At 45.9% G+C, this 13,298-nt stretch carries 13 protein-coding genes; 7 read left to right on the top strand and 6 right to left on the bottom strand.

Annotated elements, in window-relative coordinates; genetic code table 11:
* Positions 1-230: 230 nt before the first annotated feature.
* Entirely contained in the window at positions 231-599 is a 369-nt protein-coding gene (locus QUB10_RS30890; RefSeq protein WP_190736353.1) for a Lin0512 family protein, read from the bottom strand.
* 293 nt (positions 600-892) lie between these two features.
* Here QUB10_RS30890 and QUB10_RS30895 point away from each other — a divergent pair, with 293 nt between their 5' ends.
* Complete coding sequence (locus tag QUB10_RS30895; RefSeq protein WP_333206980.1) at positions 893-1,807, top strand: branched-chain amino acid transaminase; 915 nt, start codon at positions 893-895, stop codon at positions 1,805-1,807.
* Positions 1,808-1,969: 162 nt separating this feature from the next.
* Complete coding sequence (locus QUB10_RS30900; RefSeq protein ID WP_333151851.1) at positions 1,970-2,254, top strand: tetratricopeptide repeat protein; 285 nt, start codon at positions 1,970-1,972, stop codon at positions 2,252-2,254.
* Between the two features lie 22 nt (positions 2,255-2,276).
* Here QUB10_RS30900 and fghA read toward each other — a convergent pair whose 3' ends face one another.
* Entirely contained in the window at positions 2,277-3,131 is an 855-nt protein-coding gene (gene fghA / locus QUB10_RS30905) for an S-formylglutathione hydrolase (RefSeq protein WP_333206981.1), read from the bottom strand.
* A 91-nt stretch (positions 3,132-3,222) separates the two neighbouring features.
* Positions 3,223-4,332 carry an S-(hydroxymethyl)glutathione dehydrogenase/class III alcohol dehydrogenase gene (locus QUB10_RS30910; RefSeq protein ID WP_333206982.1) on the bottom strand — a complete coding sequence of 370 codons (1,110 nt, stop codon included), beginning with the start codon at positions 4,330-4,332 and terminating at the stop codon, positions 3,223-3,225.
* Between the two features lie 79 nt (positions 4,333-4,411).
* Here QUB10_RS30910 and QUB10_RS30915 point away from each other — a divergent pair, with 79 nt between their 5' ends.
* The 3 genes from QUB10_RS30915 to sppA all read left to right on the top strand — a co-directional run bounded on the left by QUB10_RS30915 (position 4,412) and on the right by sppA (position 8,408).
* A complete protein-coding gene (locus QUB10_RS30915) occupies positions 4,412-5,095 on the top strand; it encodes an SDR family NAD(P)-dependent oxidoreductase (protein WP_333151857.1) in 684 nt (227 codons plus the stop codon).
* A gap of 146 nt (positions 5,096-5,241) precedes the next feature.
* Positions 5,242-6,291: a type 2 isopentenyl-diphosphate Delta-isomerase gene (gene fni / locus QUB10_RS30920; RefSeq protein WP_333151859.1), complete on the top strand. Its 1,050-nt coding sequence runs from the start codon at positions 5,242-5,244 to the stop codon at positions 6,289-6,291.
* A 296-nt stretch (positions 6,292-6,587) separates the two neighbouring features.
* The gene (gene sppA, locus QUB10_RS30925; protein WP_333151861.1) at positions 6,588-8,408 is read left to right on the top strand and encodes a signal peptide peptidase SppA; all 1,821 of its coding nucleotides are present in this window, start codon (positions 6,588-6,590) and stop codon (positions 8,406-8,408) included.
* Between the two features lie 230 nt (positions 8,409-8,638).
* Here sppA and QUB10_RS30930 read toward each other — a convergent pair whose 3' ends face one another.
* Positions 8,639-8,908 carry a GlsB/YeaQ/YmgE family stress response membrane protein gene (locus tag QUB10_RS30930; protein WP_333144671.1) on the bottom strand — a complete coding sequence of 90 codons (270 nt, stop codon included), beginning with the start codon at positions 8,906-8,908 and terminating at the stop codon, positions 8,639-8,641.
* A 300-nt stretch (positions 8,909-9,208) separates the two neighbouring features.
* On the opposite strand from QUB10_RS30930, the gene QUB10_RS30935 reads away from it, so the two are divergent.
* Entirely contained in the window at positions 9,209-10,396 is a 1,188-nt protein-coding gene (locus tag QUB10_RS30935; protein WP_333206983.1) for a tetratricopeptide repeat protein, read from the top strand.
* Positions 10,397-10,544: 148 nt separating this feature from the next.
* Here the strand turns inward: QUB10_RS30935 and QUB10_RS30940 are convergent, their stop codons facing one another.
* Positions 10,545-11,255 (bottom strand): carbonic anhydrase, encoded by a 711-nt coding sequence (locus tag QUB10_RS30940; RefSeq protein ID WP_333206984.1) that lies wholly within the window; start codon positions 11,253-11,255, stop codon positions 10,545-10,547.
* Positions 11,256-11,488: 233 nt separating this feature from the next.
* Between QUB10_RS30940 and QUB10_RS30945 the strand changes: the two genes are divergently transcribed.
* Complete coding sequence (locus QUB10_RS30945; protein ID WP_333206985.1) at positions 11,489-12,304, top strand: MOSC N-terminal beta barrel domain-containing protein; 816 nt, start codon at positions 11,489-11,491, stop codon at positions 12,302-12,304.
* 7 nt (positions 12,305-12,311) lie between these two features.
* Here QUB10_RS30945 and ylqF read toward each other — a convergent pair whose 3' ends face one another.
* Positions 12,312-13,178, bottom strand: coding sequence for a ribosome biogenesis GTPase YlqF (gene ylqF, locus QUB10_RS30950; RefSeq protein WP_333206986.1), 867 nt, complete (start codon positions 13,176-13,178; stop codon positions 12,312-12,314).
* Positions 13,179-13,298: the final 120 nt, after the last annotated feature.

Genomic DNA, 13,298 nt, shown 5'->3' on the forward strand with positions numbered 1-13,298 from the left:
CTTTTTGGACGGGCGGGACGCCCATCCCACTTTCAAGAGTGGAAGTTATTTAATTCTCATTCCTAAGTTATAGCGTGCCTCAGATTTTCTACGATATTTCATGCCATATCTCCGGGGCACCCTACAACTTAGTCTAAATTAATCATTTTTTAACAGACAGGCGTTCGATCGCCCGATCGCGGAAACAAGCAAGTGCGATCGGGCGATTTATTCAAACAACACAAAATTAATTAGTCTTCAGTGTCCACAAAAACAGTCACAGCCGCCACAGCGATTAGCATTTCATCATTTTTATCATTCAGAGAGGCGATCGCCCTTCCTGGGACAATCATGCCTCCTTGCTCCACAATCAGAGTTTTGCTGCCAAAAGGCAGCACCGCCAACACCTCCTGTTCCCGCACTTGTTCCGGGTAAGGAACAGCCACCTTCACCTCAACAATCATCTGATTCGGGTCAGTCAAACCCGCCACTTCCCAGACGCCTAGGAGAGCATTATGGGCGATCGCATTCCGTACAGCCCTTGCACAGGCTACAGTCGGTTCCTGCCCGTGCTGGTCAATACCCATCCCCATTTCAATGATGAAACATTTACGTGCCATTGTTGCCCCTTGGTTGATTTTTGTTTGTAGTCGTTAGCGAAGCTTGCAGAAGACGATCGCACTTTTTGCCAAAACAATTATCAACCAAACTGACCGCTCTCGATATTATTTTATAAATTGATATCACAACAAAAGAATAATACCAGTCTTAAAAAACAATCCAACTGTAGGCAAGCTTCAAACCCTTATGAAATCAGTCATTCTCAATCTCAAATCTCAAATGCTATAACTTATGGTAATATAACCAAATTCACCATTCCTCGCGGACTCATTACTCATCGCCAGCTTGAATCATGGATAGTTTTCTACCAATTGCCTACTTTCAAAACCAATTTCTCCCATTTACCGACGCCAAAATTTCCATAGCAACCCACGCACTGCACTACGGAACCGGAGTTTTAGGCGGGTTGCGGGGAATTCCCGACCCCCAAAATGCCGATCGAATCTTGCTATTTAGATTAGACCGCCACTGTCAAAGATTAAGTCAAAGTGCCAGCTTCCTCCACTGCGATTTACCAGCCAGCAAAATTCAACAAATAATTATTGATTTTGTCCAGAAAAACCAACCAACAAAATCATTTTATATCCGCCCTTTTATCTACACATCCAGTTTAGGAATTGCCCCCCGACTGCACAACGTAGAAACCGACTTTTTTGTCTACGGATTAGAACTTTCCGACTATTTGCCCAAAGAAGGAGTCAACTGTAGAATTAGCTCTTGGTACCGCCAAGAAGACCGCAGCTTGCCCTTAAGAGGTAAAATTAGCGGCGCCTACATCACCTCAGCTTTAGCCAAAACCGAAGCAGTAGAATCCGGCTTCGACGAAGCTATTATGATGAACACTCAGGGAAAAGTCAGCGAAGCTTCAGGAATGAACATATTTATCGCCAGAAACGGTAAATTAGTTACTCCCGGTTTCGAGCAAGATATTCTCGAAGGAATTACCAGAGACAGCGTAATCACAATCGCCAGAGACTTAGGAATTGAAGTCATAGAAAGACCCGTTGATAGATCAGAACTGTTGATTGCAGACGAAATTTTCCTCTGCGGAACCGCAGCCAAAATTACGCCAATTAAGCGAGTAGAAAACTATCACTTGCCCACAAACCGACCCATCACCGAAAAGATTTTGGACAAACTAACCGGGATTATCGAAAATCGCGACAGCAATTATAAAGACTGGGTATTTCCGATTGATCTTAATTAACCGTTTGTAGTGAGGAGTTCAGTCCTTCTTTTAAGGACTAAATTCCTCACTACAAACCATCAACTGGACTGCCGTGTCCTTACCCGTCTGCTCTATTTCATCGGCTTAAAAACTTCTATATCGACGCTCCAGAATTAACTACATCGATAATTAAGAAATGCTATGGAAGCTCGAGAATTTTACGAACAAGGATTCGACCTCGGTCGCAGGGGGCTGTACGAGGAAGCAGTTGCAGCTTTTACTGAAGCAATAAATCTCAATCCTGACTTTGTAGAAGCTTACATGATTCGTGCTACTGCTCGAAGTGGAACAGGAGATTTACAGGGGGGAATTGAAGATTTTGAGAAAGCTATGGATATCTACAGGGCTAGAGGACAATCGCAAATAGCTGATATGCTTTTAGTCCCCTGGAGTGCGCTGCACAATGAAATTAGGTTTAAGGACTAAATTCCTTACTACAAACTAAAGTTCACTCACACAAAGCAGCCGCATGATGGCGAATGTGATCCTCAATAAAACTCGCCACAAAATAATAGCTGTGATCGTAACCTTCCTGCATCCTTAAAGTTAGCGGCTGTCCCGCTTTTGCACAAGCTTCTGCGAACACTTCCGGCAACAACTGCCCGTCAACCAGATACGAATCAGCCGTGCCGCAGTCAATCAGAATCGGACGGTTGTATTGCGCCTCAAGCACCAATTCGCTAGCATCCCAAGCCTTCCAGAGTTCTTTGTCGCCACCGAGGTAGTGCCCGAATATTTTTTGTCCCCAAGGGCAGCTCATTGGCGCGGAAATAGGCGCAAAAGCGGAAACTGAAAGATAGCGAGATCCATTTTTCAAAGCGCAAATTAAAGCCCCGTGTCCGCCCATCGAATGACCGAAAATTCCCTGTTTTTCGGGTATCGCTGGAAAATTTTCGGCGATTAAATTCGGCAATTCATCAACGACATAACTGTACATTCGATAGTGAGCATTCCAAGGTGCGGCTGTCGCATCAACATAAAAACCCGCACCACTTCCTAAATCCCAATCCTCATCTTCCCCAGGAATACCAGTATTGCGCGGGCTAGTGTCGGGTGTAACCAGCATTAACCCATATTTTGCCGCAAATTGCTGCGCCCCCGCTTTTGCCATAAAGTTCTCTTCTGTGCAGGTTAAACCTGATAGAAAATACAAAACTGGTACGGGTTGAGATAAAGCTTGCGGCGGCTGATAAACTGCGAATTTCATCTCGCTGTTGCAAGCGGAGGATTGATGGCTGTAAAAGCCGAGTTTGCCACCGAAACTTTTCTGTTCTTTGTGCAGTTTTAGGGAGTCTGATATCATGTTAATTCTCTTTCATTTTTGAATTAATTTTTTTTTAACCGCAGAGGGCGCAGAGGGCGCAGAGGAAGAGGGAAGAGAGAAAGATTTTTGTTCAAAATGTCAAAACTGTGCGAATTACTTCGCCTTTGTGCATTAAATCAAAGGCTTCGTTGATTTTGTCTATCGGCATTACCTGAGTTACCAGACTGTCAATATCAATTTTACCGTCCATGTACCAATCAACAATCTTAGGAACATCAGTTCTGCCTTTTGCGCCACCAAAAGCCGTCCCTTTCCAAACCCTACCAGTTACTAGCTGAAACGGGCGGGTACTAATTTCTTGACCGGCTCCCGCTACCCCGACAATTACGCTCACGCCCCAACCTTTGTGGCAGCATTCTAAAGCTTGGCGCATCACATTAATGTTGCCGATACATTCAAAACTGTAATCTGCTCCGCCTTTGGTTAAATCTACTAAATAAGGCACTAAATCGCCTTCCACTTCGCGGGGATTGACAAAGTGAGTCATGCCGAATTTTTCCGCCATCTCTCGCTTATCGGGATTCAAGTCTACGCCGACAATCATGTTAGCTCCCACCATGCGAGCCGCTTGAATTACATTCAAACCCACCCCGCCCAAACCGAAAACTACCACATTAGAACCAGGCTCTACTTTCGCAGTATTGATGACAGCGCCGATGCCAGTTGTTACGCCGCAGCCGATCAAACAAACTTTATCAAAAGGAGCATCTTCGCGAATTTTTGCTACTGCAATTTCCGGCAATACTGTATAATTAGCAAAGGTAGAAGTTCCCATGTAATGGTATAGTTTCTGCCCATCTATGGAAAACCGGCTCGTGCCGTCGGGCATCACTCCCTGGCCTTGAGTTACGCGAATTGCTTGACAGAGGTTAGTTTTTCGGCTCAAACAATATTCGCAGTTGCGACATTCGGGAATGTATAGAGGAATTACCAGATCGCCCTTTTTGACACTCGTTACTCCCGCCCCAACTTCTGCGACAATCCCGGCTCCCTCGTGGCCTAAAATTGCCGGAAACAAACCTTCAGGATCGGCCCCGGAAAGAGTGTAAGCGTCAGTGTGACAAACACCCGTCGCTTTAATTTCCACCAGTACCTCTCCAGCCCTCGGCCCATCTAGATCGACCGTTTCAATGCTCAAAGGTTTGCCGGCACTGCGAGCAACTGCTGCTTTTACTTTCATGCTTTCTCCCTGCTATCGATTTGTCAATTGACCCGTCAATATGTATTGTATTACTTAAGACGAAAATAGCAACAAATCTATGACAAAATTAATTGTAATTACCGGAGTCAGTCGCGGTCTTGGTCTTGCCATGACCGAAAAGTTTATGGAATTGGGACATAGAGTTTTGGGATGCGCCCGTTCTTCCGAAGCGGTGGAAAAACTCAACCAAAAATATAGTGCGCCCCACCATTTTACTTGTGTGGATGTCACCAACGACGATCGAGTAAAAGCTTGGGCAACAGAAATGCTGGCAAAAAATGAGCCGCCAGATTTGTTAATTAATAATGCAGGCGTAGCTAATCATCTCGCGCCTCTTTGGAATGTCAGCCACGAAGAATTTTCGCAGGTAATTGATGTTAACATTAAAGGTACGGCTAATGTAATTCGCCACTTTGTCCCGGCAATGATTGCTCGAAAAAGTGGCATAATTGTCAACTTTAGTTCTGGTTGGGGAAGGTCAACTTCGCCGGAAGTCGCGCCCTATTGCGCTTCCAAGTGGGCAATAGAAGGACTTACGCGATCGCTCGCTCAAGAATTGCCCGCAGGTATGGCAGCAGTTCCTTTGAATCCGGGGATAATTCACACAGATATGCTGGACATTTGTTTTGGCGAAGATGCGGCCAATTACCCATCTGTCAAAGCATGGGTGCAAAAAGCAGTTCCTTTTTTACTAAAATTGAAACCTTCAGATAACGGAATGCCGCTGACTGTTCCTGGATAATACAGCAACCCTTACAACATTTGCGAACCTCTCTCCTTTCTTCTCCTCTGCGCCCTCTGCGCTCTCTGCGGTTCATAAAAAAAATATCAAAAATGAAATAAAATTGCTATATTCCCAAATCACAACTCTTTCCCCAAATAGCCACTGTGAACTTGCCGCTAACCTCCCCCTCGCAAACCGAAACCCGCAAAGCAGACCACCTGCGGATTTGCCTCGAAGAAGACGTACAATTTCGCGAAACTACCAGCGGCCTCGAACGCTACCGTTTTGAACACTGCTGTTTACCAGAACTCGATCGCACCGAAATCGATTTAACCTCCACATTTCTCGGCAAAAAACTAGCCGTTCCCCTGCTAATTTCCTCGATGACCGGCGGCACAGAATTAGCCCAGACAATCAATTATCGCCTCGCCGATGTCGCTCAAGAATACAAACTGGCAATGGGAGTTGGTTCCCAGCGAATTATTGTAGAAAATCCTGAACTAGCTCCTACATTTGCCGTCCGTCGCCGCGCTCCCGATATTCTACTGTTCGCCAATATCGGAGCCGTTCAATTAAACTACAATTACGGTTTGGAAGAGTGCCAAAAAATTGTTGATCTTTTAGAAGCAGATGCCCTAATTTTGCACCTCAATCCGCTGCAAGAGTGCGTCCAAACCGAAGGCGATACTAACTTTAAAGGACTGCTCGATAAAATTGCCAAATTGTGCGATCAATTACCAGTACCAGTTATTGCTAAAGAAGTCGGCAACGGTATTTCAGGAAAAATGGCAAAGAAATTGCTCGCCGCCGGGGTAGGTGCGATCGACATTGCCGGAGCCGGAGGCACTTCTTGGGCGAAAATAGAAGGAGAGCGAGCCAAAGATAGCAAGCAGCGCAGGTTAGGCGCAACCTTTGCCGACTGGGGAATACCGACAGCCGAGTGCATTGTCAGCACCCGCGCCGTAGCGCCGGATGTTCCCCTAATTGCCTCTGGAGGCTTGCAAAACGGGTTGGATGCAGCCAAGGCTCTCGCCCTTGGCGCGGATATTGCGGGACTGGCGCGGCCGTTTCTACAAGCTGCAGCGGAATCGGAATCAGCAGCAGGGGTTCTAGCTGAGGTTTTAATTGCAGAAATCGCTACCGTGATGTTCTGTACGGGCTGCGGTAATTTGGATGAGTTAAAACATTCTGGGGTTTTGGAAAGGTTAAGATAAAAGTGAGTCAGTTGGCCGTTGGCAGTTCTTAGTTGGCAGTTGGCAGTTGGCAGTTGTTAGTTGGCATTAGTCAACAGTTAACAGTTAACAGAGGCTTGTAGGGTGCGTCAGTTAGAACACTTACGCTTACAAGGGAACCACTTCTGTACTGACGCACCATACTATCGTCTTTTAAATGCCGAACAGCATCGTTAACAGTTAACTGTCAACAGTCAACAGTCAACAGTCAACAGTCAACAGTCAACAGTCAACAGTTAACGATGCCCAATTACCAATAACCAATAACCAATTATCTAATGAAAGATTTCCTAAAATATACCTGTGCAAGTTTACTGGGAACCTTCCTAGGACTGCTGCTGCTGGGCAGCATCGGATTGGGGGGACTGGTACTACTAATTGCTCTGGCGGCATCGTCGTCTAAAGATTCAGGCCCGCAAGTTAAAGATAAGTCGGTATTGGTATTAGACCTTTCTTTAAATATCACCGACAGCAAACCGAGCCGTAGCACTAGCGCGGCGATTGAAGAAGTGCTTTCGGAAGATTCCGGCGATACAGTGACGCTGCGGACTGTTTTAGACACGATCGAATATGCGAAAAAAGACCCGAAAATCGTTGGCCTTTATCTTGAAGGCAGCTCGGATTCGAGCAGCAGCGGGTTTGCCAATCTCAAAGAAGTTCGATCGGCATTGCAGCGTTTCCGAGATGCCAAAAAACCCATTTTTGCTTACCAGATGGACTGGAACGAGCGAGATTATTACCTCGGTTCCGTTGCTAATACAATTGCAGTCAATCCTTACGGCGCTTTGGAAATCAACGGTTTTAGCAGTCAGGCAATGTTTTTCACCGGTGCTTTGGAAAAATACGGCGTCGGAGTGCAAGTGACTCGCGTCGGCAAATACAAGTCAGCCGTTGAGCCGTTTTTGCTCACAAAAATGAGTCCCGAAAATCGCCAGCAAACTCAAAAGTTGCTCGGAGATATGTGGGGAGAATACCTGCAAACTGTCGCTCCGAGCCGCAAAGTGACTGTTCCGCAACTGCAAGCGCTTGCAGATAATGGCGGAACTTTGATGGCTGACGAAGCTCTCAAAAACAAGTTAGTTGATAAAGTTGTATACTTTGACGAAATATCGACCGAACTAAAAAAACTCACCGGAACCGATCGCGAAAACAAATCTTTCAAGCAAATTAGTTTGAAAAACTACGCGAGAATTGCTGAGAATAAAAACTCAACTCATGCTAACCAGAAAAACCAAATTGCTATACTTTACGCTGAAGGAGAGATTGTAGACGGCGAAGGGGGCCCGACTCAAGTAGGAGGCGATCGCATCGCTCAAGCAATGCGGAAAATCCGAGAAGATGACGACGTAAAAGCCGTAGTTTTGCGCGTCAACAGTCCCGGAGGCAGCGCGACGGCGGCCGAAGTAATTGCACGCGAAGTGATGCTGACGGGGAAAAAGAAACCAGTTATTGTTTCAATGGGCAATTTAGCAGCATCCGGCGGCTATTGGATTTCGATGGGTTCCAACCGCATTTTTGCCGAACCCAATACGATTACCGGTTCGATCGGCGTTTTTGGAATGCTGTTTAACGCCGAAAAGGTGGCTGCTAACAACGGCCTGACTTGGGACGTTGTGAAAACCGCCCGCTTTGCGGATACTAACACGGTTTCCCGTCCGAAAAATCCTCAAGAATTGGCGAATATTCAGAGGGTAGTCGATCGCATTTACGATCGATTTATTACTAAAGTCGCCACCTCCCGCAAACTGCCGAAAAACAAGGTACAAGAAATTGCTCAAGGCAGGGTGTGGTCTGGTACGGCGGCGAAACAGTTGGGTTTAGTCGATGAAATTGGCGGTCTTGAAGATGCTGTCAGAGAGGCTGCGAAGCAAGCTAAACTCGGCGACGATTGGAAGTTAGAAGAATATCCAAAACGCCGCAGTTTGGAGGAGCGAATTTTGGAAAAAATTTCCGGCGTTCACGTTTTGAAACCAGCCGCCAAACTCGACCCGCTAACGGCCGAATTTAAGAAAATGCAAGATGAATTAGCTGTGATCAAGTCGATGAACGACCCGCAGGGGGTTTATGTTCGCTTGCCTTTCAATTTGCGGATTGATTAATTGATACCAAGTCCGGGCTTTTTACCCGTTTATTCTTCAGTCCCCCTCTGTTCGGACGAAGCTTGACTCTATGCAGCGGTTTCAACTGCCGAGTCTGATGGCGGTTTTTAACGCGGATTTGCAATGAGTAAGCTGCCTGGGCCTACAAACAAATGATAAACCCGGTTTCTTCAAGAAACCGGGTTTATGAATACCCTAAAAGTCGATCGACTCCGAATTGGCAATATTTGTTATGCAGCACGCTGAGTTAACAATCCCCAGATGAAAAGTAGAACGATCGCACCGACGACTGCAAAAGCTATGCTGGGTAGGCTAATTACTCCGAAGGATGCTCCCCCGCTCGTCCCCAATAAGACTTGACCTAGATAACCTCCCACTAGCGCGCCCAAAATTCCTAAACCTGTTGTTGCCAGAAAACCGCCGCCTTGAGTTCCCGGATAAATGGCTTTGGCGATCGCACCGGCAATCAGTCCTAAAACGATCCAAGCAATAATTCCCATTTCTCTTTCTCCTGAATACTTAAACTTTTCTCGTGCCTTGTCTTATGTTCTTAGAATAACAACCGCTATCGGGCCCTCACCTCTACCGTAGGGAGGAACCGAAAGTGGTAGAATTTCTCATGAATCCTCCGAGTTTGACGCTTTTTAATATCTCAAAAGAGTTAACCCACTTTTTCTAGGGAAGAAAGGTACTTATGCTCAAACCAAAAGGGAAATAGGAGAATCTTTTCTGGGACTTTTTGTGTTTTGGTGGTTAAAAAAATTACAATATTTCTGTGAAATGAGGAAAGCTTGCGCCCGATGAATCTGACTCTGTGCATGATTGTGAAGAATGAAGAGGCAACACTGTCGCGGACTTTGGACAGCGTTAAGGGTGTTGTTGACGAAATTGTGGTGGTGGATACGGGATCGGGCGATCGCACCCGTGAAATTGCCAGAGAATCCGGGGCGAGGGTTTATGACTTTGAATGGTGCGACGACTTCGCAGTGGCGCGCAACGAGTGTCTGAAGCACGCCCAGGGCGACTGGATTTTGGTATTAGATGCCGATGAGGTTTTAGTACCGGAGATTGTACCTCAAATTAAACAGGCAATTGCGAGCGATCGGCTGCTGCTAATCAATCTCATCCGTCAAGAAATCGGTGCCTCTCAATCTCCCTATTCCCTAGTGTCGCGCTTGTTTCGCAATCGCCCCGACATCCGCTTTTCTCGCCCTTATCACGCAATGGTAGACGACAGCGTGGCTGAGATTTTGCAGAGGGAGCCAAAATGGACAATAGCTTCTCTCCCCGATGTGGCGATTTGGCACTCTGGTTATCAAAAAGATGCGATCGCCGCAAAAAGTAAATTCCAAAAAGCTCAAGCAGCAATGGAACGCTATATCGCTTATTATCCAAACGATGCCTATGCTTGTAGCAAATTAGGTGCGCTGTATGTAGAAAGCGGGCAAATCGGGCGGGGAATTAATTTATTAACCAAAGGCTTGACGGCTGCGGCAATTGATGATTCTATTGTTTACGAACTCAACTATCATTTGGGAATTGCTTATCGCCAGCAGCAGCAGTTTGCCAAAGCAAAAGAACACTATCAAGCGGCAATTAATACAAGTGTGTTCCCGCCGCTCAAGTTGGGCGCTTACAATAATTTGGGCAATTTGCTCAAATATGAAGGAGATTTGCAATCTGCCGAAAAAGCTTACAAAGCAGCATTAAAAATTGACCCCAATTTTGCAGTAGGTCACTATAATTTAGGACTGACGCTGAAGGCAGCCGGAAATTTAGCAGATGCGATCGCCTATTACCGACAAGCGATAAAAATCGATCCCGAACACGCCGAAGCTCATCAAAACTTGGCAGTAGCCTTGCTGAAAATCGGCAAAATGCCAGAAAGTTTAGCAGAATTCAAAAGAGCGATCGCCCTTCACGAACAGCGCCGCCCCTTTGAAGCAGAACGCCTGCGCCGGGGACTACAAGAAATGGGTTTAATGTAACTGACATCTTGCACCCTCCGTCAAAAACCTGTAGGGGCGGGTTCACCAATAGCTTTAAAGGATACCCAAAGACTCAAAAACCCGCCCCCACCCCGCGCTCAAGTTTTTTATTGACAGTTGTGCAAGATATAAGATGTAAGAAATAAAATCAAGCAATTATCTCTACTTTGCCGCTATCCAAATCGTAGCGGCCCCCAACAACTTTAAGCTTGCCCGCTTTCACTGCTTTAGCTAAAATAGGCGACGCTAATTTTAACTTATTTACATTCATTTTCACGTTAGCTCTGACGGCGTTATCCCAGGCATCGCCTTTTTGACCTTTGGTCGAATCAACTGCGGGTTTAATCGCCGCCACCAAAGTGCTAATGTGACCCGGCACAGCTTTGCCATCTAAAGCTGCTTTGACAGCACCGCAGCGTTCGTGACCCAGAATTACTAATAGTGGCACGCCTAATTCTAAGGTCGCATATTCCATATTCCCGAGAACCACATCGTCGAGAAAATTTCCAGCTACTCGGATATCAAATAAATCCCCTAATCCTTGGTCGAAAATAATTTCGGGAGCAACCCGCGAATCAGAACAAGCCAGGATGGTTGCAAACGGATGTTGACCCTTTGCTACTTCTACAACTCGCGATCGAGTTTGGTCGGGAAATGTCCGTTTTTGCTGAATGTAGCGTTGATTCCCCGCCATCAATTTCTTGAGAGCACCGTCGGGAGTAATGCCAGAGATTGCCTCTGCCTTTGCTGCTTCGGCTTGTAAAAAGGCAGGTGCCAAGCTTGCCGCCAGCATCCCTGCACCAGCCCTCAGCATTAAATTCCGTCGCGAAATCATGCTTCTACTTCCGCTTTCATTCATTGTTTGTAACTCGGTTCAATTTTTTCTATTTATACCCTAAGATATACCACAAGCTCAGCCAGACTTCTTGGATTTTTCTTTGCAAGCTGCTCCGGCACAATGTAAACTTCAAAAAAGTGACCCATTTTTCTTTCATTCATATTTTATTTAGTAAAGTCAACTGCCGTCATCCTTCTACCTGCAGGGGATGCTAGAATGTATCTAAAACGACTATTATTTATCAATGGCTCGAAATGTCCTACGTCGCCAGCATTCATATCTATCCGGTCAAGTCTCTTGACGGCATAGCAGTCAGTCAAGCAACTATTCTAGCCAGCGGAGCTCTAGAAGGCGATCGCTCTTTTGCAATTTGCGATGCAGCCGGAGAATTGGTTAACACTAAGCACAACAGCGGAGTCAGTTTTCTACGCTTATCCTTTGACATCAAAAAGAGAATTGCCGGCCTGAAAATTCAAGGCACCGAACAAGAAATATTTTTTCATGTAGATAGAGAACGCTTGGCAATAGAATGTTGGTTGAGCAACTACTTCGGTTTCCCTGTCAAATTAATTGAAAACTTGGTGACAGGTTTTCCCGACAATACCGCTGCACCAGGGCCAAGCATTATCAGTACCGAAACAATTGCCGAAGTTGCATCTTGGTTTCCGAGAGTTTGCGTTAACGAGATGCGCCATCGCTTGCGAGCTAATATTGAAATAGGAGATGTCCCGGCTTTTTGGGAAGACCAACTTTTACCACAAGCCGATGAAATTGTGAGGTTTAAAATAGGGACTGTAATATTTGAAGCTATTAATCCCGGTCATCCCTGTATCCTATCTACGCAAAATTATGGGGCGCAAGCAAGCGATCTAAATTTTAAAAATATACTAACAGCCAAGCAGAAGGAAATTATGCCTGACTTGGTAAAAAAAGGGCATTTAAATCACTTTAGTCGGCTGATAGTTAACACGCGGCTCGCACCTCAACCAGCAGAAAAAATATTACATATAGGAGACGAAGTTCAAATTATCACCGTCAGCAAATCCCTATTTAATACCATTTCTGATTAGTTGTAGGTTATGAGTCCGATCGAGCCGGCGGCAACTCCAAAGTAAGTTGACCTAAAACACCAGTTCTAAAATCGTTTAACATCTGCCGCGCCGTTCGTTCGACATCTCCTTTATACCTGTCTTTTGCTACCTCGTGCAAATAATCTTCACCATTACTAGAGGCTGGATCTAATTTATACCTGGATTTGAAACCAGATAGTGATATCAACGTGTCATCAGCAGCCTCAATCCCTAGGAGCAAATCTACCATCGCTGCTGCTACTACCTGATTGTCGTAAGCTGCTTCGCCAATATCTTCGCAAATAGCTAGTTTTATGGCATTTTCTTGATTGTTAATTCGGGTTGGGATCACTCCAGGCGCGTCTAATAATTCAATTTCGTCGGAAATACGAATCCATCGGAGCGATCGAGTTACTCCTGCTCTGCGGGCACTGTCTACCACTCTCTTCCCTAACAACCGATTAATTAAAGCCGATTTTCCCACATTGGGAAATCCCATTACCACTGCCCGGACTGGACGGGGCAGCATACCTCGATCGAACCTTCTTTGATTTAGCTGCACCCCAGCATTCTGCACCGCATCCGCCACATCATGTACTCCGTGACCGTGCTCGGCATTAGTAAAATATGCAGTTTCCCCCTGGGACTCAAACCATGTTTCCCACGCCTCGCGCGATCGAGGCGTAATCATATCCATGCGGTTGACGACCAATACTCGCGGCTTGCCGCCCACCCAACTCGGCATTTGGGGGTGATAAGTAGCCAATGGAATGCGGGCATCTCGGACTTCGAGCACCACATCTACCCGCTTTAGCTGTTCTTTTAATGCCCGTTCAGCTTTCGCAATGTGACCGGGATACCAGTGAATTTTCATTAGTTATTAGTTATTAGTCATTAGTTATTAGTCATTAGTCAGCAGTCATTAGTCAGCAGTCATTAGTCAGCAGTCATTAGTCAGCAGTCATTAGTCAGCAGTCATTAGTCAGCAGTCATT

It is taken from the genome of Microcoleus sp. B5-D4 (assembly GCF_036705145.1).
In the GTDB taxonomy this organism is placed as follows: domain Bacteria; phylum Cyanobacteriota; class Cyanobacteriia; order Cyanobacteriales; family Microcoleaceae; genus Microcoleus.

What these genes read in the sequence shown, in the direction of transcription:
- QUB10_RS30890 (WP_190736353.1), bottom strand. Translation starts at nt 599, where the DNA reads ATGGCACGTAAATGTTTCATCATTGAAATGGGGATGGGTATTGACCAG.
- QUB10_RS30895 (WP_333206980.1), top strand. Translation starts at nt 893, where the DNA reads ATGGATAGTTTTCTACCAATTGCCTACTTTCAAAACCAATTTCTCCCA.
- QUB10_RS30900 (WP_333151851.1), top strand. Translation starts at nt 1,970, where the DNA reads ATGGAAGCTCGAGAATTTTACGAACAAGGATTCGACCTCGGTCGCAGG.
- fghA (WP_333206981.1), bottom strand. Translation starts at nt 3,131, where the DNA reads ATGATATCAGACTCCCTAAAACTGCACAAAGAACAGAAAAGTTTCGGT.
- QUB10_RS30910 (WP_333206982.1), bottom strand. Translation starts at nt 4,332, where the DNA reads ATGAAAGTAAAAGCAGCAGTTGCTCGCAGTGCCGGCAAACCTTTGAGC.
- QUB10_RS30915 (WP_333151857.1), top strand. Translation starts at nt 4,412, where the DNA reads ATGACAAAATTAATTGTAATTACCGGAGTCAGTCGCGGTCTTGGTCTT.
- sppA (WP_333151861.1), top strand. Translation starts at nt 6,588, where the DNA reads ATGAAAGATTTCCTAAAATATACCTGTGCAAGTTTACTGGGAACCTTC.
- QUB10_RS30930 (WP_333144671.1), bottom strand. Translation starts at nt 8,908, where the DNA reads ATGGGAATTATTGCTTGGATCGTTTTAGGACTGATTGCCGGTGCGATC.
- QUB10_RS30935 (WP_333206983.1), top strand. Translation starts at nt 9,209, where the DNA reads ATGAATCTGACTCTGTGCATGATTGTGAAGAATGAAGAGGCAACACTG.
- QUB10_RS30940 (WP_333206984.1), bottom strand. Translation starts at nt 11,255, where the DNA reads ATGAATGAAAGCGGAAGTAGAAGCATGATTTCGCGACGGAATTTAATG.
- QUB10_RS30945 (WP_333206985.1), top strand. Translation starts at nt 11,489, where the DNA reads ATGTCCTACGTCGCCAGCATTCATATCTATCCGGTCAAGTCTCTTGAC.
- ylqF (WP_333206986.1), bottom strand. Translation starts at nt 13,178, where the DNA reads ATGAAAATTCACTGGTATCCCGGTCACATTGCGAAAGCTGAACGGGCA.